The 25,312-nt window shown below is 29.3% G+C and carries 19 protein-coding genes, 2 tRNA genes and 1 other RNA gene; 8 read left to right on the top strand and 14 right to left on the bottom strand.

Annotated elements, in window-relative coordinates; translation table 11 throughout:
• Nucleotides 1-294 precede the first annotated feature (294 nt).
• From rnpB to fabG, 3 genes are all read left to right on the top strand, one after another.
• An RNA gene (gene rnpB, locus AB0T67_RS02350) (RNase P RNA component class A) lies at nucleotides 295-604 on the top strand.
• A 320-nt stretch (nucleotides 605-924) separates the two neighbouring features.
• Entirely contained in the window at nucleotides 925-3,702 is a 2,778-nt protein-coding gene (locus AB0T67_RS02345) for a bifunctional aconitate hydratase 2/2-methylisocitrate dehydratase (RefSeq protein WP_369218985.1), read from the top strand.
• A 388-nt stretch (nucleotides 3,703-4,090) separates the two neighbouring features.
• Nucleotides 4,091-4,837 carry a 3-oxoacyl-[acyl-carrier-protein] reductase gene (fabG, locus tag AB0T67_RS02340; protein WP_271231972.1) on the top strand — a complete coding sequence of 249 codons (747 nt, stop codon included), beginning with the start codon at nucleotides 4,091-4,093 and terminating at the stop codon, nucleotides 4,835-4,837.
• Between the two features lie 54 nt (nucleotides 4,838-4,891).
• Here fabG and AB0T67_RS02335 read toward each other — a convergent pair whose 3' ends face one another.
• The 5 genes from AB0T67_RS02335 to AB0T67_RS02315 form a co-directional block, all read right to left on the bottom strand.
• Nucleotides 4,892-5,329 carry a helix-turn-helix transcriptional regulator gene (locus AB0T67_RS02335; RefSeq protein WP_369218984.1) on the bottom strand — a complete coding sequence of 146 codons (438 nt, stop codon included), beginning with the start codon at nucleotides 5,327-5,329 and terminating at the stop codon, nucleotides 4,892-4,894.
• Nucleotides 5,330-6,331: 1,002 nt separating this feature from the next.
• Nucleotides 6,332-10,045 carry a phosphoribosylformylglycinamidine synthase gene (purL, locus tag AB0T67_RS02330; RefSeq protein ID WP_369218983.1) on the bottom strand — a complete coding sequence of 1,238 codons (3,714 nt, stop codon included), beginning with the start codon at nucleotides 10,043-10,045 and terminating at the stop codon, nucleotides 6,332-6,334.
• A gap of 124 nt (nucleotides 10,046-10,169) precedes the next feature.
• Nucleotides 10,170-10,955 carry a carboxypeptidase-like regulatory domain-containing protein gene (locus AB0T67_RS02325; RefSeq protein ID WP_369218982.1) on the bottom strand — a complete coding sequence of 262 codons (786 nt, stop codon included), beginning with the start codon at nucleotides 10,953-10,955 and terminating at the stop codon, nucleotides 10,170-10,172.
• A 144-nt stretch (nucleotides 10,956-11,099) separates the two neighbouring features.
• A tRNA-Leu gene (locus AB0T67_RS02320) sits at nucleotides 11,100-11,183 on the bottom strand.
• Between the two features lie 40 nt (nucleotides 11,184-11,223).
• A tRNA-Lys gene (locus AB0T67_RS02315) sits at nucleotides 11,224-11,296 on the bottom strand.
• Between the two features lie 112 nt (nucleotides 11,297-11,408).
• On the opposite strand from AB0T67_RS02315, the gene AB0T67_RS02310 reads away from it, so the two are divergent.
• The gene (locus AB0T67_RS02310) at nucleotides 11,409-11,927 is read left to right on the top strand and encodes a shikimate kinase (protein WP_369218981.1); all 519 of its coding nucleotides are present in this window, start codon (nucleotides 11,409-11,411) and stop codon (nucleotides 11,925-11,927) included.
• On the opposite strand, the gene AB0T67_RS02305 is transcribed toward AB0T67_RS02310, so the two are convergent.
• Nucleotides 11,919-12,422, bottom strand: a complete 504-nt coding sequence (locus AB0T67_RS02305) for a phosphoribosyltransferase domain-containing protein (RefSeq protein ID WP_369218980.1) — start codon at nucleotides 12,420-12,422, stop codon at nucleotides 11,919-11,921. The genes AB0T67_RS02310 and AB0T67_RS02305 overlap by 9 nt on opposite strands.
• A gap of 38 nt (nucleotides 12,423-12,460) precedes the next feature.
• Nucleotides 12,461-12,850, bottom strand: a complete 390-nt coding sequence (locus tag AB0T67_RS02300; protein ID WP_369218979.1) for an RNA-binding S4 domain-containing protein — start codon at nucleotides 12,848-12,850, stop codon at nucleotides 12,461-12,463.
• Nucleotides 12,851-12,929: 79 nt separating this feature from the next.
• Here AB0T67_RS02300 and AB0T67_RS02295 point away from each other — a divergent pair, with 79 nt between their 5' ends.
• Nucleotides 12,930-13,802: a peptidylprolyl isomerase gene (locus AB0T67_RS02295; RefSeq protein ID WP_369218978.1), complete on the top strand. Its 873-nt coding sequence runs from the start codon at nucleotides 12,930-12,932 to the stop codon at nucleotides 13,800-13,802.
• A 71-nt stretch (nucleotides 13,803-13,873) separates the two neighbouring features.
• Here AB0T67_RS02295 and AB0T67_RS02290 read toward each other — a convergent pair whose 3' ends face one another.
• From AB0T67_RS02290 to clpB, 6 genes are all read right to left on the bottom strand, one after another.
• Complete coding sequence (locus AB0T67_RS02290; RefSeq protein WP_369218977.1) at nucleotides 13,874-14,491, bottom strand: porin family protein; 618 nt, start codon at nucleotides 14,489-14,491, stop codon at nucleotides 13,874-13,876.
• A 125-nt stretch (nucleotides 14,492-14,616) separates the two neighbouring features.
• Nucleotides 14,617-15,567, bottom strand: a complete 951-nt coding sequence (locus AB0T67_RS02285) for a transketolase family protein (protein ID WP_369218976.1) — start codon at nucleotides 15,565-15,567, stop codon at nucleotides 14,617-14,619.
• 54 nt (nucleotides 15,568-15,621) lie between these two features.
• The gene (locus tag AB0T67_RS02280) at nucleotides 15,622-16,203 is read right to left on the bottom strand and encodes a Maf family nucleotide pyrophosphatase (RefSeq protein ID WP_369218975.1); all 582 of its coding nucleotides are present in this window, start codon (nucleotides 16,201-16,203) and stop codon (nucleotides 15,622-15,624) included.
• A complete protein-coding gene (locus AB0T67_RS02275) occupies nucleotides 16,190-17,056 on the bottom strand; it encodes a UbiA family prenyltransferase (RefSeq protein WP_369220484.1) in 867 nt (288 codons plus the stop codon). Before AB0T67_RS02275 ends, AB0T67_RS02280 begins: the two co-directional genes overlap by 14 nt.
• A 38-nt stretch (nucleotides 17,057-17,094) precedes the next feature.
• Complete coding sequence (gene smpB, locus AB0T67_RS02270; RefSeq protein WP_271231982.1) at nucleotides 17,095-17,553, bottom strand: SsrA-binding protein SmpB; 459 nt, start codon at nucleotides 17,551-17,553, stop codon at nucleotides 17,095-17,097.
• An 86-nt stretch (nucleotides 17,554-17,639) separates the two neighbouring features.
• Complete coding sequence (clpB, locus tag AB0T67_RS02265; RefSeq protein ID WP_369218974.1) at nucleotides 17,640-20,261, bottom strand: ATP-dependent chaperone ClpB; 2,622 nt, start codon at nucleotides 20,259-20,261, stop codon at nucleotides 17,640-17,642.
• A 211-nt stretch (nucleotides 20,262-20,472) separates the two neighbouring features.
• On the opposite strand from clpB, the gene ytxJ reads away from it, so the two are divergent.
• Together ytxJ and AB0T67_RS02255 are read left to right on the top strand one after the other, a co-directional pair.
• Nucleotides 20,473-20,865, top strand: coding sequence for a bacillithiol system redox-active protein YtxJ (gene ytxJ, locus AB0T67_RS02260; RefSeq protein WP_369218973.1), 393 nt, complete (start codon nucleotides 20,473-20,475; stop codon nucleotides 20,863-20,865).
• A gap of 70 nt (nucleotides 20,866-20,935) precedes the next feature.
• Complete coding sequence (locus AB0T67_RS02255) at nucleotides 20,936-22,507, top strand: DEAD/DEAH box helicase (protein WP_369218972.1); 1,572 nt, start codon at nucleotides 20,936-20,938, stop codon at nucleotides 22,505-22,507.
• A gap of 74 nt (nucleotides 22,508-22,581) precedes the next feature.
• Here the strand turns inward: AB0T67_RS02255 and fahA are convergent, their stop codons facing one another.
• Complete coding sequence (gene fahA / locus AB0T67_RS02250; protein WP_369218971.1) at nucleotides 22,582-23,865, bottom strand: fumarylacetoacetase; 1,284 nt, start codon at nucleotides 23,863-23,865, stop codon at nucleotides 22,582-22,584.
• 164 nt (nucleotides 23,866-24,029) lie between these two features.
• On the opposite strand from fahA, the gene glyA reads away from it, so the two are divergent.
• On the top strand, nucleotides 24,030-25,304 hold the full coding sequence (gene glyA, locus AB0T67_RS02245) for a serine hydroxymethyltransferase (RefSeq protein ID WP_369218970.1): 1,275 nt from the start codon (nucleotides 24,030-24,032) through the stop codon (nucleotides 25,302-25,304).
• The last annotated feature ends 8 nt before the right edge of the window (nucleotides 25,305-25,312 follow it).

Genomic DNA, 25,312 nt, shown 5'->3' with positions numbered 1-25,312 from the left:
GAAAAGAAAAATAAAAAAGAGCTCAAACAGTTACTTCAATCGGGGCTAAGGTTCTGTTTTTTATTGAAAATAATTAATACTATCTGAAAATAAGGAAAAACACCTTCTCTTATTTAGGTAAAAAAATAAAATATTTTATTTTTTTTATTGTTTTAGTTGTGTAATGTTAAAAAGAGTTATATATTTGCAGTGTCTATAAGACGTTATAGACACTTTTTCTTTTTCATAGCAATTTTCCCACTCAATTTATTGAGTGGGTTTTTTTTATGAAAGAAGTGAATTTTATAAAAAATTTAAGCAGACCAATCTTATCGACTTATATTTAGTATAAGTAGGAAAGTCTGGACACCACAGAGTAGTATAGCGGATAGCAACCGTCCGGCGTAAGCCGAGGACAAGTGCAGCAGAAAGAATGTACAGGTAATGCTGTAGTGAAACCAGGTAAACTCTATACGGTGCAATGTCATGTACATTAGAGCTTGAGCGCTACTCGCGCGATTCTAAGGGGTAGGCAGATTGATTTTACGAGTAATTGTAAAACTAGATAAATGATAAGAGCCTTATTTATAAGGAACAGAATCCAGCTTAATGGTCTGCTTTTTTAATTTAAAATCCTTAAAATATAAATCGTTTTAAGGATTTTAAATTACATATTTATTAAAAAATTAACATTTAGGTATTCATTAATTATATAATTCTTTTTTTTAACCATTTAAATTATTTTTAAAATAGTATTTACGCTAGTTTGTTGTTTATCTTTTAAAATTGAGTTAAAAATAGTACTTTTGTATCACAAAAATTAACTTAACTTTTTATATAGCTTTTTTGATATTGATGTATCAAAAAAAATACTCTAAATCAAAAAAAGTGTAACACCTTTAGAAGGTTTAAAAGTAAGCTATTAACTTTAAAAACAAATCTTTTATGAATATGTATAAAGATTATATAAAGGAAATTGAATCAAGAAAAGATCAAGGACTTCATCCTAAACCAATTGATGGTGCTGAATTACTAAGCGAAATCATTGCACAAATTAAAGATATAAATAATGAGTATAGAGAAAATTCTCTTAACTTTTTTATATATAATGTTTTACCAGGAACAACAAGTGCTGCTGTAGTAAAAGCAAAGTTTTTAAAAGAAATTATTTTAGGAGAATCAATTATTAAAGAAATAACACCTTCTTTTGCTTTTGAACAATTATCACATATGAAGGGAGGTCCTTCTATTGATGTATTATTAGATTTAGCATTAGGTACAATTTTAGATTTAGCTAAACAAGCTGTCACTGTTTTAAAAACTCAAGTTTTTCTTTATGAAGCAGATATGGCTCGTTTAGAAAATGCTTTCAAAAGTGGAAATGAAATAGCTAAAGAACTTATCGAAAGTTATGCCAAGGCTGAGTTCTTTACAAAGCTTCCTGATGTTGCCGAAGAAATTGAAATAGTTACTTTTGTAGCTGGTATTGGTGATATTTCAACAGATTTATTATCTCCAGGAGCAGATGCACACTCTAGATCAGATCGTGAATTACATGGTCAATCTATGTTTGAGCATAATAAAGAAATGCAAAAAGAATTGCTAGCTTTAAAAGAGCAACACCCGAATAAACGTGTAATGTTAATTGCAGATAAAGGAACAATGGGAGTTGGTTCTTCAAGAATGTCTGGTGTAAATAATGTTGCTTTATGGACAGGTATTTCTTCAAGCCCATATGTACCATTTATTAATATTGCTCCAGTAATTGCAGGAACAAATGGTATTGCTCCAATTTTTTTAACAACAGTTGGAGTTACTGGTGGAATAGGTATCGATTTAAAAAATTGGGTAAAACAGAAAGATGCTGACGGGAATACTATTCTTGATGAAGAAGGAGATGCAGTTTTAAAAGAAGAATACTCTGTCGCAACTGGTACTGTTTTTACTATAAATACAAAAACAAAGAAATTATATAAAGGCGACAAAGAATTAAAAGATATTTCTACTGCTTTAACGCCACCAAAAATGGAGTTTATTAAAGCTAAAGGATCTTATGCTGTTGTTTTTGGTAAAAAACTACAATCATTTGCTTGTAAAGTTTTAGGAATTGATGTTCCTCAAGTATATGCAACTTCTAAAGAAGTATCTATTGATGGACAAGGTTTAACAGCTGTTGAAAAAATATTCAATAAAAATGCAGTAGGAACTACACCTGGTAAAATTTTACACGCAGGCTCTAACGTTCGTATAGAGGTAAACATTGTAGGGTCTCAAGATACTACAGGTCTAATGACTTCTCAGGAATTAGAGATGATGGCAGCTACTGTAATTTCTCCAATTGTTGATACAGGTTATCAGTCAGGATGTCACACAGCTTCTGTTTGGGATGATAAGTCAAAAGCTAATATTCCAAGATTAATGAAGTTTATGAATGACTTCGGATTAGTTACTGCACGTCACCCTGAAGGGAAATATCATGCAATGACAGATGTGATTCATAAAGTATTAAATGATATTGCAGTTGATGATTGGGATGTTATTATTGGTGGAGATTCACATACACGAATGGCAAAAGGTGTTGCTTTTGGAGCAGATTCAGGAACAGTTGCTTTAGCATTAGCTACTGGTGAAGCTACAATGCCAATTCCAGAATCTGTAAAAGTAACTTTTAAAGGAGAAATGAAATCTTATATGGATTTCCGTGATGTAGTTCATGCTACTCAAGAACAAATGTTAAATCAGTTTGAAGGAGAAAATGTTTTTCAAGGAAAAATTATTGAAGTTCATATTGGTACGTTAACTTCAGATCAAGCTTTTACATTTACAGATTGGACAGCAGAAATGAAAGCAAAAGCTTCTATCTGTATTTCAGAAGATGAAACTTTAATTGAATCATTAGAAATATCTAGAGACCGTATCCAAATCATGATTGATAAAGGTATGGATAATCCGAAACAAGACCTTAAAGGATTAGTCGATAAAGCTAATAATCGTATTAAAGAAATTAAAACAGGAACTAAATCAGCATTAAAACCAGATGCAGATGCTAAATATTATGCAGAAGTAGTTGTAGATTTAGATAAAATTTCTGAACCTATGATTGCTGATCCAGATGTAAATAATGAAGATGTATCTAAACGTTATACACATGATAATATTCAACCTTTATCTTTTTACGGAGGAACTAAAAAAGTAGATTTAGGTTTTGTTGGTTCATGTATGGTTCATAAAGGAGATATGCAAATATTAGCACAAATGCTAAAAAATTTAGAAACGCAACAAGGTAAAGTAGAATTTAAAGCTCCTTTAGTTGTAGCACCACCAACATATAATATTGTTGATGAATTAAAAGCAGAAGGTGATTGGGAAGTATTAGAAAAATATGCAGGATTTGTATTTGATGATAATGCTCCAAAAGCAATTGCAAGAACTAAATATGAAAATAAATTATATTTAGAGCGTCCAGGTTGTAGTCTTTGTATGGGGAATCAAGAAAAGGCTGAAGCAGGAGATACGGTAATGGCAACTTCAACTCGTTTATTTCAAGGAAGAGTTGTAAGAGATACTGATGCTAAAAAAGGTGAATCTTTACTTTCATCTACACCTGTTGTTGTTTTATCTACAATACTTGGAAGAATTCCTTCTCTTGAAGAATACATTACAGCAGTAAAAGGAATTAACTTAACTAAGTTTAAACCTTCTAATAAATTATTAGTAAAATAAATTTCAAGTTGTTTTTTATAAATTAACTTAAAATTTGTAAAATATTAAAAACCAGTAATTAGCTTTACTGGTTTTTTAATGATATTTATTTTATTATTTATGTTTATAAAATAGAAGAAGTAAGTATACAACTATGAAAAAAAATTATATATTTGTAAAGTTACTACTTAATAAATTTTAGCCTATAACTAAACTTTATTATTTAATAAGATTATTTTTAAAAAATAATTTAGCCTATAACTAAATTATTTGGATACTATAATCACTAATTTTTTCGTAAAAAATAACACGAAAAAAAAATAAAACATAGATTATTTATACTTTATATTTATTAAGAGTATTAACTAAGTTTTATTTTTATATTTGATTTCTTAAAATAATAAATTACATGAAACTTTTAAAAGATAAAACAGCAATTATTACAGGAGCTACTAGAGGAATAGGTAGAGGTATTGCATTAGAATTTGCAAACCAAGGATGTAATGTTGCGTTTACTTATAGTTCATCAGTTGAAGCAGCAAATGCTTTAGAAAATGAATTATCAGATTTAGGTGTAAAAGCTAAAGGATACCAATCTAATGCTGCTGATTTTGATGCAGCTCAAGAATTAGCAAAAAATGTTTTAGAGGAATTTAAAACAATTGATGTACTTGTAAATAATGCGGGTATTACAAAAGATAATTTATTGATGCGTATTTCTGAAGATGACTTTGATAAAGTTATTAATGTTAATTTGAAATCTGTCTTTAATTTAACAAAAGCAGTTATTAGACCAATGATGAAACAACGTGCTGGTTCTATTATTAACATGAGTTCAGTTGTTGGGTTAAAAGGAAATGCAGGTCAAACAAATTATGCAGCTTCTAAATCTGGAATTTTAGGTTTTTCTAAATCGGTTGCTTTAGAATTAGGTTCAAGAAATATTAGAAGTAACGTAGTTGCTCCTGGTTTTATTGAAACTGAAATGACAGCAAAGTTAGATGAAAAAGTTGTAGATGCTTGGCGTAGTGAAATTCCTTTAAAAAGAGGAGGTACTCCAAAAGATATTGCAAATGCATGTGTATTTTTAGCTTCTGATATGAGTGCTTATATTACAGGACAAACATTATCTGTTGACGGAGGAATGTTAACTTAATTAAAATATATCAATAAAAAAAAGCGTAGCAATTTAAAATTGCTACGCTTTTTTTTATTGATTAAATTCATTGAAACTACCGTCATTATATAGTAAAACAATTTTTACTAATTTTTTACTGTTTTTTATTTCAGTTTCAACCGTTTTATCTGTTGAAACTTCTATATCAGAGAGTAGAGTAGGGCTTTCTTTTTTATTAATATTAACTTCTTTTGATTCTATTTTTTCAGGTTCAATAACTACTTCAGCTATAATTTCTTTCTTTTTTTCTTCTTTAGGGAAAACACCTTCACCATATAAAAACCAATATAAATCAACTTCAGGAAATTTATTGACGGTTTTCATAATAAAATCTAAACTTGGTTTATTTCTTCCTGATAAAAGGTGAGAAATACTAGATCGTTGAACATCTATTGTATCAGCAAAGGTTGATGATGTTAAATTATAATGAGAAAGTATTTTTTTTAATCTAGTTAAAATTTCCATTTCCATAATTATAGTGATTACAATTATTATATTTACTTGTTTGATACAAATATACACAAATGTAAAAGAAAATCAATGGTATTATTACATTTATTTTAATATACATATGTAAAGCGCATCGAAAGAGTGTTAGTTTTACATTAATCTTATTTTGATAGAGTAGGGATTATCATATAAAAAACATAGTTAAAACGTTGATTTACTTATGTAACATAGTCAATTACTTAAATAATTTACAATTATGTTCATTAGTTATGTGTATGTAATTACACATTTGTAAAATAAAAAAGTGGTTGCATTTTTGTATTAAAATGAATTAAAAAAAGAGTTGCAGTTACCTATTATAGACAAAAGGAAACAAGTAATAAATTCTGGTTCTGTATAAAGATATTGATTGAATTCTTTCTCTCATACTATTAATTAATAAGGAAATAAGGAAACGAAAAAAAAAAAAAGTGCTTAAAAATAATTTGTTTTTGTCTTCTAAATAAAAAATAATAATTGAGTTCAGTAATAACTTTATTTAAATGAGATATTAGATATCTTATCATATAAAAAACACCAACAACGTTAGTTTACCAATGTAAAGCAAAAGATACTCTGTATTAATGTGGATGAATTACTGAAAAGCAATTTAATATTGATTTACAATTGTGTCTGATTAATTTTTATACATTTGTAAAATGAAAAATTCGTTATATTTTTATCTTGTAAATTAATTAAAAAGGAAGAGGGAGTTGTTTATTAATTAGCTACTAGAAAGAAGTGCATGAAGAATAAATTAAAGTATGTAGGAAGATATTTAGTTCTCTCATAATTTTCTTATTAAGAAGTAAATAAAAAATGTAAGAGTTAAAAGAGTTAAGATTAGCGTAATAAAACATAGATTCTGTAAAAAATTTTAAGGCACTATTTTTTAATAAATTTATCAATTCAAAAACAAACAGATGTAAAAAAAAACAGCTTTTGAGAATTCAAAAGCTGTTTTTAATAAATAATAAATAGAATTTATTTCTTGTTTTCAATCCAAGTTTTAGCATTTACAAATGCTTCTAACCAAGGTGAAACTTCGTCTTTTCTTCCGGCAGGGTAGTTTGCCCAGTTCCATTGAAAAGTTGAACGTTCAATATGTGGCATTGTTACTAAATGACGACCTGTAGCATCACATAACATTGCTGTGTTATAATCTGAACCATTAGGATTATTAGGATAACCTTCATATCCATATTTAGCTACGATACTATAATTTGTTTCTGCTTCTGGTAAGTTAAATTTACCTTCACCATGAGAAATCCAAACACCTAATTCAGTTCCTGCTAAAGAAGATAACATTACCGAATTATTCTCTTGAATTTTAACAGAAGTAAATGAGCTTTCATGTTTCTTAGAATCGTTATGAACTAATCGACCATGTACTTTATGATCAGGATTAATTAAATCTAATTCCATCCATAATTGAGCACCATTACAAATTCCTACAGATAAAGTGTCTTCACGTTTAAAGAAATTCTTTAAAGCTGTATTTGCTTTTTCATTATATAAAAATGCTCCAGCCCAACCTTTCGCCGAACCTAAAACATCAGAATTAGAAAAACCACCAACAGCTCCAATAAATTGAATATCTTCTAGGTTTTCACGACCAGAAATTAAATCTGTCATGTGAACATCTTTAACATCGAAACCAGCTAAATACATTGCATTTGCCATTTCACGTTCAGAGTTAGAACCCTTTTCACGAATAATAGCTGCTTTTGGTCTGTCTTTTTTATCCGAAGAACCTAAAATATCTGCAATTTTTCCTGTAAAATTAGCAGGGAAAGTATATTTTAAAGGTTGATTTTTATAGTTGTCAAACCTATTTTTAGCTAAACCATTTGCAGTTTGTTTATCATCTAATAAATAAGAAGTTTTATACCAAGTATCTCTAACTTCAGAAACATCAAAAGAGAAATTATCTTCATTATTTTTAATGGTAACTTTACCTGAATTATTTGCTGTTCCAATAGTAAAGAACTCAATATTATTTTCTGATAAAATTGTTTCTACTGAAGCATCAGCTTGAAAAACAATTCCTGCATTTTCAGCAAATAAAACTTTTAATGAATCTTCTTCGTTTAAAGAAGAGATATCAAAATCAGCTCCTAAATTAACATCAGCAAAACACATTTCTAATAAAGTAGTTAATAATCCACCAGAAGCAACATCGTGTCCTGCAGAAATTTTATCAGCTTTAATTAAGTTTTGAATCGTATTAAAAGCATCTTTTAAGAAGCTAGCATTCTTTACATCTGGCGCTTCATTTCCAATAGTATTTAATACTTGATTGAAAGAACTACCACCTAATTTGAAAGAATCTTGCGAAATATTGATGTAATAAATGCTTTCTCCATTCTTTTGTAAAACAGGTTCTATTACTTTAGATAAGTCATTACAATTTGCTGTTGCAGAGATAATTACAGTACCTGGAGAAATCACTTCGTCTTCTTTGTATTTCTGCTTCATTGATAAAGAATCCTTTCCTGTTGGCACGTTGATACCTAAATCAATAGATAACTCAGAAATAGCTTTTACCGCTTTATATAAACGAGCATCTTCACCTTCATTTTTACAAGGCCACATCCAATTTGCTGATAAAGAAACCGAAGCTAAATTATCTTTTAAAGGTGCCCAAATAATATTTGTTAACGATTCTGCAATAGAATTTCTACTACCAGCAGCTGGGTTAATTAACGCAGAAATAGGCGAGTGTCCAATAGAAGTTGCAATTCCTTCTTTACCGTTATAATCTAACGCCATAACTCCAACGTTATTTAAAGGGATTTGTAACGGACCAACACATTGTTGTTTTGCAACTTTACCACCAACACATCTATCAACTTTATTGGTTAACCAATCTTTACATCCTACAGCTTCTAGTTGTAAAACTTGCGCTAAATAGATGTTTAAATTTTTAGTTTTATATCTTGAGTTTTTGTAATTTCTTACAATAGTTTTATCAGTTAAAACAGTTTTAGGAGAACTACCAAACATATCTTCTAAAGCTAAATCCATAGGTTTATCACCTTTAGTTTCAGATTCAAAAGTAAAACGATTATCACCAGTAACATCACCAACAGTATATATTGGAGAACGCTCACGTTCAGCAATTTTTTGTAAAGTATCAATATGTTTTTCAGCGATAACTAATCCCATTCTTTCTTGAGATTCGTTTCCGATAATTTCTTTTGCTGATAAAGTAGGATCTCCAACAGGTAAGTTATCTAAATTGATTTTACCTCCAGTATCTTCAACTAATTCTGATAAACAGTTTAAATGTCCACCAGCACCGTGATCGTGAATAGAAACGATAAAGTTTTCATCGCTTTCTACCATACCACGAACCGCATTAGCAGCACGCTTTTGCATTTCAGGATTAGAACGCTGTACAGCATTTAATTCAATTCCTGAAGCAAATTCACCAGTATCTGCAGATGAAACCGCAGCACCACCCATACCAATTCTATAATTTTCACCACCAAGAATTACAATTTTATCTCCTTCTTTAGGGGTGTCTTTTAATGCTTGCTCAGCTTTACCGTATCCAATACCACCAGCTTGCATTATTACTTTATCAAAACCTAATTTTCTAGGTTTTGCATCACTTGAAGCAGTGTTTTCTTCGTGTTCAAAAGTTAATACAGAACCTGTAATTAACGGCTGACCAAATTTGTTTCCAAAATCAGAAGCTCCATTAGATGCTTTTATTAAAATATCCATCGGAGTTTGGTATAACCAATCTCTAGCTTCAAATTTATTTTCCCAGAATCTTGTATTTTTAACTGAATCTATAGAAGCTTCTAAACGAGAGTAAGAAGTCATATAAACTGCTGTTCCTGCTAAAGGTAAAGAACCTTTTCCACCAGCAAGTCTATCTCTAATTTCTCCTCCAGAACCTGTTGCAGCACCGTTAAAAGGCTCTACAGTAGTAGGGAAGTTGTGAGTTTCTGCTTTTAATGAAATTACAGATTCAAACTCTTTAGTTTCATAAAAATCAGGCTTATCTGCTGTTTTAGGAGCAAACTGAGTTACTTTAGGTCCTTTTATAAAAGCAACATTATCTTTATATGCTGAAACAATATCGTTAGGAAATTGTTTAGATGTTTCTTTTATCAATTTGAATAAAGATGTTGGCATCTCTTCACCATCAATAACAAAAGTTCCGTTAAATATTTTATGACGACAGTGTTCTGAATTTACTTGGCTAAAACCAAAAACCTCAGAATCTGTTAATTTTCTTCCTATTTTTGTTGCTACTCCTTCTAAATACTCAACTTCTTCTGAACTTAAAGCTAAACCTTCTTTTTCATTGTAAGCCGCAATGTCTTCAATATTTAAAATTGGTTCTGGTTGAATATCAATCGTAAAACTATCTTGATTTAAACCATCGTATTTTTGAGAAATCATCGGGTCAAAATCAGAATAATCGGCTGAAACAACGTCAAATTCTTCTATTCTGATAATATCAGAAATACCCATATTTTGTGTTATCTCTACGGCATTGGTACTCCAAGGAGTAATCATTGCAGCTCTTGGACCAACAAACGAGAGTTCTAAAGATGTCTCATTTATTTTAGGTTGCTCCCCAAATAACCAGGTAAGTTTTGAAATAGTTTCTGTAGATAATTCTTTTGTTGTTTGAACAGTAAATATTTTACTGCTAACGTTTCCAAAGAAATGAATCATTATTTTGCTGTATTAGTGCTGTATTAATAAGTTATTTTCAATCTGCGAATTTACTTATTTTCAATTTAATATAAAATTAATTAAAGAGATAAAAAAACCAGCAATATTTGCTGGTTTTTTTTATTTAATTTCTAGTATCAGGTATTCGGTTTATTTCAATTTTACCTTTTTTAATAGCTTTATGATTTTCGTAGCAATTTAATACTGCTTCAATTATTTGTAAATCGCTTGCTTTTTTTATAAAATAATCTGAATATTCACAATCTATTAGTAATTTATTCAGTTCTTGCCTGTCCATTTCTAGGTATTCCATCATTACTTCTCTATCAAACTTACCTGCTAACATCTTACGTAAATCATCATCCTTTTTAAGTTTTTTGATTTTTTTAAGTTGATTAGGCTTTCTTCCGAAGAGATTATAGACTAAATCAACAGGGTTTAGTAATTTAGCAATAGGTGATGATATTTTTTGAGGTTTTCCAATTTCGTAAGTTTGTGGCAATCCGTTAATATGAATCCTTGTAAATCTATCTTGAGGAACTTGTTTAACATCAACTTCTAAAACACCAATTAAATCTGTTGATTTTATAACAACTTCTTTAACATCTTCAGGTTTTTCTCTTAATGATATTACTACTTCATTTCCTTTTAAAAGGTCGTTTGTCACTTTTAGCTTAATAGAAGAGAATCCTAAAAAAGAAACTAAAACAGTATCATTTGCTTTTGATGTCAATTCAAAAAGTCCTTTTTCATTAGTAATAGTACCAGTAACTGCGTTTAAATTTAAAATATGTGCAGCGCTCAAAGGTTTTTTAGTTTCCGAATCAATAACTTGTCCTTTCAGTTGTTGAGAGTAACTTGAAATTGATATAAATATAAATACGATAAGGGATAGGTAGTTTTTTTGCATGTTACAATAATAAGGATTATTGATATGAAATTAGTTAATAAATTGTGAAATTGAAATCAACAAACAAAAAGTAGTATAAAATGATATTTATTCCTGTTGAAGATAAAAAATATTAAAAAAGAGATAGGAGGTATTTTATATTTGTGCACGTAACAAGAGTCGAACTTGCACATTCTTACGAATACAAGCCCCTCAAGCCTGCGCGTCTACCAATTCCGCCATACGTGCTAAAAAATAAAAAAGCTAAGCAATTATGCTTAGCTTTTTGTGACCGGGCTGGGGCTCGAACCCAGGACCCTCTCCTTAAAAGGGAGATGCTCTACCAACTGAGCTACCAGGTCATTGTTGCTTATTTGTCTAAGCGGTTGCAAATATACAACTGTTTTTTGAATCTAAAAACATTTTTTGTAATTTTTTTTTAAGATATTTGTAATCGTTTAATTATTTATTTTTATGAAAACAGTATTAATAGGGTATATGGGGAGTGGTAAGTCTACTATTGGTAGGTTGTTAGCCGAAAAAAAGAACTTTTCTTTTATTGATTTAGATGATTATATCGAGGAAAAAGAAAATATGACCGTATCTGAAATTTTCGAAAATAAAGGAGAAATTTATTTTCGAAAACAAGAACACCACTATTTAAAAGAGATACTTGCATTAAAACAAGATGTAATTTTATCTTTAGGAGGTGGTACACCTTGTTATGCAGGAAATATGGACATCATAATAGCTGAAGATGATACAGATACTGTTTATTTAAAAACAAGTATCGAAACCATCGTACAGCGATTAATGAATGAAAAAAGCCAAAGACCTTTAGTGGCTCGATTAGAAAAAGGTGATTTACATGAGTTTATAGCTAAACATTTATTTGAGCGAAGTCATTTTTATAATCAAGCAAATCATAAATTAACCGTTGACGCTAAAAAAGTAACGGAAATTGTTACCGAATTAGCGCTTTTATTAGGTTAGATATACTACTGTTTCATTATTATCAAACTCAACAACAACGTGTTCTTTTGTTGATGTAGAAAGAGAAATCCCTTTAAAATCTGCTTTTACAGGGTATTTCTTGTGGTTTCTATTCACTAGCACAGCTGTTTTAAATCGTTTTAACGGAACATCTAAAAAATGCTTTATAGCATATATTAAGGTAGTTCCTGAACTTAAAACATCATCAATTAAAACTAACGACTTATTTTCGTATTCAGGAATAGTTAAAGAAGTTGTAATAGGTTTTCTGGGCTTTTTCTTATCAATAAAAACCTTACAAAGTTCAATTTTTAAAGGTGAAATCTCTAATAGTACTTTGTGTATTTTTTCAGCAAATAAATAGCCATTATTAGCAATTCCTGCAATTACAATTTCTTTTTCATTGCTATTGCTCTCGTAAATTTGAAAGGCAATACGACGAATTTTTTGTTCAACTTGTAAATTGTTTAATATAATAGAATCTGATACGTTCATTTTTTTATTTAAAAATTTAAAAAGAAAAGATAAAGATATTACAAATTAATGTCATTTTCTTCAGAATCGACACCATAATCATCAATATCTCGTCTATCTTTTTTGGTAGGTCTTCCTGCGCCTTTTTTTCTGTAATAATCTTTTGAATATTTTAATAAAGCTGTTTTATCAAACTCTTCTTTCGGAGTTAAATTTTTTCTGTATAAATCAACTAATTTAGCGCCAACACGGCTAGGAGGTATATCTAATATTTTTATTTTATAATTTATTTGATCTTTTCGAATTGTTATCTCTTCATTTCCAAAGATCTCTTTAGATGGTTTTAATTTGATACCATTAATTTTTATATGTCCTTTTTTACAAGTATCTGTAGCGATACTTCGTGTTTTAAATAAGCGGATGCACCACAAATATTTGTCGATTCTCATATTAAAAGTTAAAATTTATCTTTTTAGTTTTTACAAAGGTATAAAAATGGTAAATTGCAAGTTAAAATTTCAGAATTAAATGATAAAATTTAAACATCTTTTTTATTTCGTATTGGTAAGTATTTTTTTGTACTCATGTAGTTCAAATAATAATACAAATATTCCTAATTTCGATTATGAAGCACAGGCTGTAAAAGACAAAGATACTATTGTTAAGTTTTTAAAATCTCATTATTATAAAGATGATGTTGATTCAATTAAGCCTTTAATTACAGGTAAAACAGCTTTGTTTACAGATAATAGATTAAAAATGCAGACTGTAAATGAATATGATTTAGATTATACATATTATTACTTTGTGAAAAAACAAGGAATATCAGCTAAAAAACAAACGACTGTTGTTGATTCTGTTTTCACAACTTATAGACTAAGCTCTTTTGTTGATTCTGATGAATTAGTTAAAGAAAGTGATTTAGAAACTCCAACTTGGTTTAATGGTGATTACACAAGATTAATTAGAGGTTGGCTATATGGATTTTCACATTTTAAAGGAGGTACTTTAAAAACAAATGATGATGGAACTCCTATTAATGGTCCTGTTTCTTACAATAATATTGGAGAAGGTTTTTTCTTACTTCCTTCTGGTTTAGCATATAGAAATAATAATAAAAACTTATTATATATTATTAATTTACATGATATCGTAGAAGATACAGATCATGATTTAGATAATGTTCCTTCTATATTGGAAGATGTTGATGGCGACGGTAAACCATGGAATGATGATACTGATAGTAATCAAGTAGTAAATTATCTTGATAATGATGATGATGGAGATAGTAAATTAACAAAGAATGAAGTTGATAAAGAAGGTGGAAATCCACTTAATAACTTTAGCGACCCTAATAAACCATCTACTCCAGATTTTTTAAATAGAGATATTTACAAGTAAAAACTCACTAGGAGAAAATAAAAAAAGCCTGAATAATTAATTATTCAGGCTTTTTTTATAACTTTTATTTATTAGAACTTATAAGATAGACCTACAATTATTTGATTTATTCTTGTATCAAAACTTACTTCACTAGCATCTGTTTTATTAAGTAAACTGCTTTCGGTATCAGAAAATGCTCTTTCCCAACGTACATCAATACCAAATTTACCTAAATCAACACCAGCACCTAATTGTATTCCCATTGAAAAACCATCTGCTTCTACATCTTTAATTTCATCTGTTCCAAAATCTCCATCAATAATATATTGAAAAGCAGGTCCTGCAAAAACACGTCCAAATTTAAAAATTTTCTTACCTAATAACACAGGAACATCAATTTTATTTAAGGTGTATGATGTTTTTACAGCTACATATGATGTATTTGGCTTAAAAATTACATCGCTATTTAATTGTGTGTACACTAATTCTGGCTGAATATACATACCTAATATTGGTATTTCTCCTCGTAACCAAATACCAGCATGAAAACCAGTTTTACTTTCTCCTCCTGAAAGAACATCATCTTTTACATCTGAAAAAGAATTTGAATTATAATTAACACCAGCCTTTATACCGTAATTTATTTGACTTTGAGAGAACTGAATTCCTCCTATAAAAAGAAGAGTCGTTAAAATAATTTTTTTCATCTTTTTTGTTTTAGTTTGTTAGTTTGTTTTAAGATGATATAAAAGTAGTAAAATAGAATATATTGGCACATAAAAAAGCATCATTTATAATTATAAATGATGCTTTTTTATATATGTATAAAATATTATTTTCTAGAAATAACTTTTTCTACAGCTTTAACGATAGCTGCATCATTTAAACCGTATTTTTCCATTAATTGATCAGGAGTTGCAGATTCACCAAAACTATCATCTACAGCAACAAATTCTTGTGGAGTAGGTGTGTTAGTTGCTAAACAACGAGCAACACTTTCACCTAAACCTCCGTATTTATTATGCTCTTCAGCAGTAACGATACATCCTGTTTTTGCTACAGATTTTAAAATAATCTCTTCATCTAAAGGCTTAATCGTATGAATATTTATTACTTCAGCAGAAATTCCTTTAGTTTCTAATTGCTCAGCAGCTTGTAATGATTCCCAAACTAAATGACCAGTAGCAACAATAGTTACATCAGTTCCTTCAGTCATTTTAATTCCTTTTCCGATGATAAAAGGCTCATCAGTCATAAAAACAGGTACTTTTGGTCTACCAAAACGTAAATATACAGGACCTTCATGTTCAGCAATAGCAAGTGTTGCAGCTTTTGTTTGACTGTAATCACAAGTATTAATTACAGTCATACCAGGTAACATTTTCATTAACCCGATATCTTCTAAAATTTGATGCGTAGCACCGTCTTCACCTAATGTTAATCCTGCGTGTGAAGCACAAATTTTTACATTTTTATCTGAATACGCTACAGATTGACGAATTTGATCATAAACACGACCTGTAGAGAAGTTTGCAAATGTTCCTGTAAATGGAATTTTACCTCCAATAGTTAAACCAGCTGCAATACCAATCATGTTAGCTTCAGCAATTCCTATTTGAAAGAAACGTTCTGGGTGATTATTTTTGAAATCTCCCATTTTTAAAGACCCAGTTAAATCTGCGCATAAAGCAACTACATTAGGATTTGTCTTTCCTAATTCAGTTAAACCATCACCAAACCCAGATCGGGTATCTTTTTTTTCAGTATAAGTATATTTTTTCATCAGTTGTGTTGTTGTAAATATGTGTCAAAAATAATCTTTTAAAAAAAAATAGAACTACAAATTTATTAATTCTTTGTAAAGTTTATGAATAGGAAAGCCCATTACGTTAAAATAACTCCCTTCAATTTTAGTAATTGCTATTTTACCCATCCATTCTTGAATACCATAAGCACCCGCTTTATCAAAAGGTTGGTAATTTTTTATATAATAATAAACCTCATCATCAGTTAATTTTTTAAAAGTAACAGTAGTGGTATCATTAAATATTTTTTTGAAGTTTTTATTCGATATACATATAGAAGTAATAACTTGATGTGTATTATTCGATAAACTTTTAAGTATTTTAAAAGCATCATTATCATTTTTAGGTTTACCAAGTGCCTTATTATTGTGCCAAACAATGGTATCCGAAGTAATTAATAAATCTTTTTCTGTTAATTCATCTTCAAAAGGCTTTGATTTTAAATCAGAAAGAAAATCAGTAATTTCCGAAGCTTTTAAGTTTTCGGGATAAATTTCTTCAACTTCTTTTGTTTTAATGGTAAAAGGTACGTCTAAGTCTTTTATTAATTCTTGTCTTCTAGGTGAATTTGACGCTAAAATAATGTTGTAGTTTGATAATTTATTTGATAACATGTTTAAGGTAATAAGAGATTATGGGTATTGTTATAAAAGCGATAAAAAAAACAATCTTAAATATTTTAGATAATGTTTTGTAATCATCAGAACTTGAAGCATTCATTAAATAGTAAATAAAAACTAAATTCGGAACTGTGCCAAAAAATATGACTAAATAACGTATAGAAATATTATTCACGTATAAAAAAGTGATTGAAAAATAAATAAAACAAATAATAGTACTGATTATTATGGCTGTTTTTTTAGCTCTATTTCTACCTAATAAAATAGGTAAGGTTTTGTTATTGTTTTTATTATCGTGATTGACATTTTTTATATCTATAATTATTTCTTGAATAATATTAGCTAAAAAAGATGTAATTACATATAACGAAATAATTACCTGTATTTTAATAAATAAATCAAGATCTGATGATGAGGTTATATCTACAGGAGAATCAAACCAACAAACAAATAATATAAGAAAAGACCTTAAAAAAGGCCTTAATATATTACTCATAAATGTTTTTCCTACAATTTTCTTAGAATATATAAGTATAATAGGAAAACAAATAATAAACAGTAAACTATAAATTGGTTTTTGAATTTTAAAAGATAAAAAGGTACTTAATAAAAGACCTAATATCCCAAAAATAATAGCGTATTTTTTAGCGTATGGTAGAAAAAAATTATTTGTTATTGATTGTTGCTTTTCTGAATAAAAAACCACTAAATAATTAGAGGAAATAAATAGGAGTATAGCTATTGTTAAAATAGCTAAATCAAAAAAAGAAAGTATTGTTTTAAATCCATAACCGTATAAAAAAGAATATTTAAATAAAAAAAACACAAACCCTAAGTATAAAAGCATTTTCCAGCGAATAACCTTAAGTAATGTGCTAATCATCATTAATTAAAATCCTTTTTTATACGAGCTAAGTCTTTTTTATTATCTCTATCTTTCATTGTTTGACGCTTATCGTGATTCTTTTTTCCTTTCCCTAAAGCGATATCTAATTTTGCCCAACCATTGTCATTTAGAAACAATTTAAGAGGCACAATAGTATTTCCTTTAGCTTCAACTTCTCGTTCTAGTTTTCTTAACTCTTTTTTATTCAGTAATAAACGACGTTCACTAGTTGTTTTATGATTAAAGTTATTACCAAAAGAATATTCTTCAATATACATATTGATAACAAAAAGTTCTCCTTGCTCATTAAACTCACAAAAACTTTCAGTTATTCTAGCTTTACCAAGTCTTATTGATTTAATTTCAGTACCAGTAAGTTGAATTCCGGCAGTGTACTTATCTAGTATCTCGTATTCGAAACGAGCTTTTTTATTCTGTATGTTAATTTTTTTTTGCATAATAATGCAAATATATAACAAAAAAAGTCGGTGTTTTTAAAACACCGACTTTTTTAATATATAGATATAAAGAACAATAATTTTAATTAATTATTATTACCAATATTACTATCTGATTGATTTCTAAAAACTAATACCTCATCAAAAACATCTAATAAAATATTACTATCTGTAGTTACAGCACCTGATAATATTTCTTTTGATAATTGATTTAATACTTCTTTTTGAATAACACGTTTTACAGGTCTTGCTCCAAATTCTGGTTGATATCCTTTTTTAGCTAAATAGGTGATAGCTTCATCCGTAGCATTTAAAATTATATGTTGTTCAGCAATCATCTTTTTAATACTATTCAATTGTATTCTTACAATTTGTTCGATATCTTTTTCTGATAAAGGAGTAAACAAGATAATATCATCAATTCTGTTTATAAACTCAGGGCGTACGGTTTGTTTTAATAATCCTAAAACTTCCGTTTTAGCAAGTTCCATTGTTGCATCAACATCATCTTTTAAAATATCAAAACCTTCAAATTTCTCTTGAATTAAATGACTACCCATATTTGAGGTCATAATGATGATAGTATTTTTAAAATCAGCAACACGTCCTTTATTATCAGTTAAACGTCCTTCATCTAAAACTTGTAGTAAAACATTAAATGTATCAGGGTGTGCTTTTTCAATTTCATCTAACAAAACAACAGAGTAAGGCTTTCTACGAACTGCTTCTGTTAATTGTCCACCTTCATCATAACCAACATAGCCAGGAGGTGCTCCGACTAATCTACTCACTGAATGACGCTCTTGATATTCACTCATATCAATACGAGTCATCGCATTTTCATCATCAAATAAATAATCGGCTAATGCTTTTGCTAATTCTGTTTTACCGACACCTGTAGTTCCTAAAAACAAGAAACTTCCTAAAGGTTTATTCGGGTTTTGCAAACCTGCTCTTGAACGACGTACAGCATCAGAAACCGCTACAATTGCTTCTTCTTGTCCTACAACACGTTTGTGTAATTCATCTTCTAGTTTTAATAATTTTTCACGTTCTGATTGAATCATTTTAGTTACAGAAACTCCAGTCCATTTCTCTACAACTTCGGCAATATCATCATAAGTAACTTCTTCTTTAATTAAAGAATTTTCACTTTGATTCTCTAAAGCTTCTTGTTGAACTTCTAATAATTTTTGAGCTTCTTTTATTTTACCATATCTTAATTCTGCTACTTTACCGTAATCACCATTACGTTCGGCTTTATCAGCTTCAATTGAATAATTTTCAATATCTGTTTTTAATTGCTGAACAGCATCTACAACGGCTTTTTCTGATAACCATTTCGCACTTATTTCATTACGTTCTTCTTTAAGATTAGCAACATCTTCATTTAATGATTTTAATTTAATGGTATCATTTTCACGTTTTATAGCTTCAATTTCAATTTCTAATTGCATTATTTTACGATCAAGAATATCTAAATTTTCTGGTTTAGAATTCATTTCCATACGTAATTTAGAAGCTGCCTCATCCATTAAATCAATAGCTTTATCAGGTAAAAAACGATTGGTAATATAACGTTGCGATAATTCTACTGCGCCAATAATTGCTTCATCTTTAATACGAACTTTATGATGTGCTTCGTATTTATCTTTAATTCCTCGTAAAATAGAGATAGCGCTTTCAGTATCTGGTTCATCAACAATTACCTTTTGAAAACGACGCTCTAAAGCTTTGTCTTTTTCAAAATACTTTTGATACTCGTCTAAAGTAGTAGCTCCAATTGCTCGTAATTCACCACGCGCCAAAGCAGGTTTTAAAATATTAGCAGCATCCATAGCTCCATCACCGCCACCAGCGCCAACTAAAGTATGTATTTCATCGATAAACAAAACAATATCTCCATCTGATGAGGTAACCTCTTTTACTACGGATTTTAAACGCTCTTCAAACTCTCCTTTAAATTTAGCTCCAGCTATTAAAGCTCCCATATCTAAAGAGTAAATTATTTTACTCTTTAAGTTTTCAGGAACATCACCTCTAATAATTCTGTGTGCTAATCCTTCGGCAATAGCTGTTTTACCTGTTCCTGGTTCCCCAACTAATAGGGGATTGTTTTTTGTTCTTCTAGATAAAATTTGTAGTAATCTGCGGATTTCTTCATCTCTACCAATTACAGGATCTAATTTTCCGTCTTGGGCTAATTTATTTAGATTATTAGCATATTTATTTAATGAATTATAAGTTTCTTCAGCGCTTTGAGAAGTAACACGTTCACCTTTTCGTAATTCATCAATGGTTGCTGTTAAGCTTTTTTCAGTAACACCTTGATCTTTTAAAACTTGAGTTATCTGACTTTTTGATTTAAAAATAGCTAAAATTAAATGCTCTATCGAAACATATTCATCAGTCATTTTTTTAGCAATAATAGCCGCTTCGTTTAATGTTTTATTCGTTTCACGAGAAAGCATTAATTCCGCTCCAGAAACCTTAGGAAAGCTTTTTAATTGCTTTTCTAGAATCTGTTCTAAAATACTAATATTAATATTTAGTTTCTTTAATATAAATGGTAACACATTTTCATCAATAGTAAATAATGCTTTAAAAATATGCTCATTTTCTATTTGTTGATTTCCATAAGATTGCGCTAACTGTTGCGCCTGCTGTATGGTTTCTTGTGATTTTGTTGTATAATTGTTGAAATTCATAATTTTTTATTAATCGTTAACTTAACTTTTTCAGATATAAGGATAAGGTCAAAAGTAATACCAAGGATTTACACTTGCTAAAAGCAGACAAAGTGTCTTTAAATAAGTTGTTTTACTTAATTTAAAATGACGTTATGTCTGTTTCTTGTCAAAAAAAAGTAAAAAAGAAAGGTTTTAAAGAAAATATCGACAAATTTAAAAAACAATTAGTATGAGTATATTAAACACATTATTTGGAAATAATAAAGAAACTAAAAAAGAAAAAATTTCTTTTTTAAATTGGATTCCATTAACCTCATTAGAGCAGTTAGAAGAAATAAAAAATCAATCAAATGAAGAACCTATTGCTATTTTTAAACATTCAACACGATGTAGTATTAGTAGTGTAGCAATTAATCGATTTGAAAAATCTTTTGATGAATCATTAGAAGATTTTAAAGTCTATTATCTTGATTTGATTTCTTATAGAGAAGTTTCTAATGAAGTAGGATACAAATTTCAAGTAGTACATCAATCACCTCAGCTCTTAATTATTCAAAAAGAAGTAGCAATAGCACATGCTTCTCATTACGAAATTGCTGAAATTGATTTAAGAAAATTCTAAAAAAGATACCGTTTTTAACGGGATTTATTTAAATACGTCGTATTTTTGCGTACTACAAAAAAGCATAAAATTGAGCAACGAAAACACACCTACACAAGAAACCAAAGGAAAAAATTTATACGATTATCAGAAAGAAGCATTGTTTAAAATATTTAAATGTTTTGAGAATGCTCCTGAAAATTTTCACTTATTATACCAATTACCAACAGGTGGAGGTAAAACAGTGATTTTTTCAGAAATTACACGTCAGTTTATTAAACATTATCAAAAAAAGGTATTGATAATGACGCATCGTATTGAGTTATGTAAGCAGACTGCAAAGATGCTTGGCGAATTTGGTGTAGAGAATAAAATTATTGATAGTAAAGCTGATTTAGAAGATCAAGATAAATACGATTGTTTCGTTGCAATGGTAGAGACTTTAAACAATCGTTTAAATGATGAGATGTTAGATATATCTGATGTAGGCTTGGTTATTATTGATGAAGCACATTATAATTCATTTACGAAATTGTTTAAGTTTTTTGATAAATCGTTTGTACTTGGTGTAACAGCAACACCGTTAAGTTCGAATATCAAATTACCAATGAAAGACAATTATGATGATTTAATTGCAGGTGAAAGTATTGGTACCTTAATACAAAACGAATATTTAGCAAGAGCAAATGTATTCTCATATAATGTTGGTTTAACATCTTTAGAAATAGGAGCAAACGGAGATTACACCGTAAAATCATCAGAAGATTTATATACAAATACAGATATGTTATCGAAGCTTCTACAAGCTTACGAAGAACGTGCTAAAGGAACAAAAACATTGATTTTTAATAACGGGATTAACACATCGTTACACGTGTACGATACTTTTAAAAGAGGAGGTTACCCTATTGCGCATTTAGATAACACGAATACTAAAAAAGAACGTGATGCTATTTTGAAATGGTTTCATGAAACACCAGACGCAATTATTACCTCTGTAAGTATTTTAACAACTGGTTTTGACGAACCTTCAGTAAAATCAATTATTTTAAATAGAGCAACAAAATCATTAACTCTTTATTATCAAATGATTGGTAGAGGGTCTCGTATTTTTAAAGGAAAAAATGATTTTAATGTAATTGATTTAGGAAATAACTTTCATCGTTTTGGACCTTGGGGTGCTGATTTAGATTGGCATAAAATGTTTAGAGCTCCTAATTTTTATTTAGATAATTTATTATCTGATGAGGAAATTGAAAATGAATTTAGATATGAGTTACCAGCTAACGTTAGAGAAGAGTTTTCAAAATCTGAAGATTTATACTTTGATGTAAAAAAGGTTTATATCGAAACGATTCAGGCAGGACAATCTTCAAAAAAGGTTTTAGAAAAGTCAATAGACCATCATGCTAAAATTTGTGTAGAAAATAGTGAAGATGTTTTTGATGCTTTAATCTTAGCGAAAAAACTAGGAGGAGAAATTGATGATAGAATACATCGATATTCTAAATGCATCTGTAAGAGTACTCATAATTTTATTGATTGGTTACAAGATGACTATAGAAAGAAGTTAAATTCTCATTTACGTTCAAACTTTGATGAGATATATGAAGATATTTTTGGTCATCCGCCACCAGAAGAAGAGGATGAAGACGAAGAATAAAAAATAAAAAACCAGTTCATATTTTGAACTGGTTTTTTATTTTAAAATAGGGAATAAGTTGAGGTGTATTTAAATTAAAATTCAATAGCTGGTAAAACTTTACCTGTACATTCTCCAAAACCAATACGAACCTCATCATTTTCAGAGTATCCACGCATAATAACAGTATCATGATCGTTGATAAATTTACGCTCAGAACCGTCATTTAATTTTAATGGGTTTTGACCTCTCCAAGTTAATTCTAACATAGAACCAAAACTATCTTTAGTAGGTCCTGAAATGGTTCCAGACCCCATCATATCACCAGCGTTTATAGGACATCCATTTATAGTATGATGTGCTAATTGTTGTGCCATAGTCCAATACATATATTTAAAGTTTGAATTACAAACAACAGTTTCTTCTTTTCCCTCTGGTTGAATCGCCATTTGTAAATTAATATCAAAACTATCTTTTCCTTCTTTTTTCAGATAAGGTAAAGGCTCATGTACTTGCTTTGGGTTATCAACTCTAAAAGGTTGCAAAGCATCTAAAGTTACAATCCAAGGAGAAATAGTAGAAGCAAAGCTCTTTCCTAAAAATGGACCTAAAGGCACATATTCCCAAGCCTGTATATCACGAGCAGACCAATCATTAAATAAAACCAATCCAAAAATATATTCATCAGCATCTTCAATAGGAATTCTATCTCCTAAATCGTTTGCAACGGTAGTTATAAATGCCATTTCTAGTTCAAAATCTAATAATTTTGAAGCTCCAAAATTAGGTTTTGTTTCTCCTTCATTAGGTCTTTGTTGACCAACAGGACGACGAATAGGTGTACCTGAAGCGATAATAGAAGAGCTTCTACCATGATAACCAATAGGAATATGTAACCAATTTGGTAATAAAGCATTTTCAGGGTCACGAAATAAAGAACCAACATTTGTAGCGTGTTCTTTACTTGCATAAAAATCAGTATAATCACCAACTGCTACAGGAAGTTGCATTTCAACATCTTCCATTCTAAAAATTACTTGATACTTATGTTCTGCATTATCACGTAATTTACCATTAGTTACATCAAAGATTTCAGCAATTTTATTACGAACTAAACGCCAAGTTTTACGTCCATCAGCAATAAAATCATTTAAAGTATCTTGTAAGAAGATATCATCAGTTAAAGGAATATCTTCAAAATACCCTAATTGATGCAAAGCACCTAAATCGATAGCAAAATCACCAATTCTAGTACCAATAGTAATAATATCATCTTTCGTTATAAATACTCCGAAAGGAATGTTTTGAATAGGAAAATCTGATTTTTTATTAACAGTTAGCCAAGATTTTCTATTCGGATTATTTGCTGTTATTTTCATTTAGTGTTCTATTTAGTTTCCTTCAAACCTACATATTTTTTCAATTAAAACCAATATTCATTATGAAAAAAAAGTTAAAATAATACATTTTATAATAATATAGTATTAGTTCATTGTTATTAATAAAATTATTACATTTGGATAATTATTTAACAAAAGATAAGATGCAAAAAGATCATCAAATATTTGATTTAATTCAAGAAGAAAAAGAACGTCAGCTAAATGGTTTAGAATTGATTGCTTCTGAAAACTTTGTAAGCGAACAAGTAATGGAAGCTCAAGGTTCTATTTTAACAAACAAATACGCCGAAGGATACCCTGGTAAACGTTATTACGGTGGGTGTGAAGTTGTAGATGTTGTAGAGCAAATAGCAATTGACAGAGCTAAAGAATTATTTGGAGCTGAATACGTAAATGTTCAACCACATTCAGGTTCACAAGCTAATACGGCAGTTTTTGCGGCATGTTTAAACCCTGGAGATACTATTTTAGGCTTTGACTTGTCTCATGGAGGACACTTAACACACGGATCACCTGTAAATTTTTCAGGAAAATTATATAATCCTGTTTTTTATGGAGTAGATAAAGAAACTGGTCAAATTGATTATAATCATTTAGAACAACAAGCTAAAGAACATAAGCCAAAATTAATAATCGCAGGAGCTTCGGCATATTCTCGTGATATGGATTTTGCAAAGTTTAGAGAAATTGCTGATAGTGTTGGTGCTATTTTAATGGCAGATATTTCTCATCCAGCAGGTTTAATTGCTAAAGGAATTTTATCTGATCCAATACCTCATTGTCATATTGTAACGACAACTACTCATAAAACATTACGTGGACCACGTGGTGGAATTATTATGATTGGTAAAGATTTTGAAAATCCTTTTGGATTAAAATTAAAATCAGGAAAGTTAAAGAAAATGTCAACATTGATAAATTCTTCTGTTTTCCCAGGAAATCAAGGTGGACCTTTAGAACACGTTATTGCTGCTAAAGCTGTTGCTTTTGGTGAAGCATTAACTGATGAGTTTTTAGAATACCAAATTCAAGTAAAAGAAAATGCACAAGCAATGGCGAAAGCTTTTGTAGCAAAAGGATACAATATTATTTCTGGAGGAACAGACAATCACTGTATGTTAATCGATTTAAGAAATAAAGATATTACTGGTAAAGATGCTGAAATAGCATTAGGAAAAGCAGATATTACTGTAAACAAGAACATGGTTCCTTTTGATACTCAAAGCCCATTTGTTACTTCAGGTATTCGTATTGGTACTTCTGCAATTACTACTCGTGGTTTACAAGAAGAAGATATGCAAGTAGTTGTTGATTTAATTGATGAAGCTATTCAAAATGCAACAAACGAAGAAAAACTTAGTGAAATTAGTGAAGATGTTCATAATTTAATGCAACACCGTAGATTATTTATAATGTAAGGTGTTAA

The sequence above is a fragment of the Tenacibaculum salmonis genome (genome assembly GCF_041053065.1).
GTDB lineage: Bacteria > Bacteroidota > Bacteroidia > Flavobacteriales > Flavobacteriaceae > Polaribacter > Polaribacter pacificus_A.
This window is presented reverse-complemented; position numbering and strand designations above follow the sequence as displayed.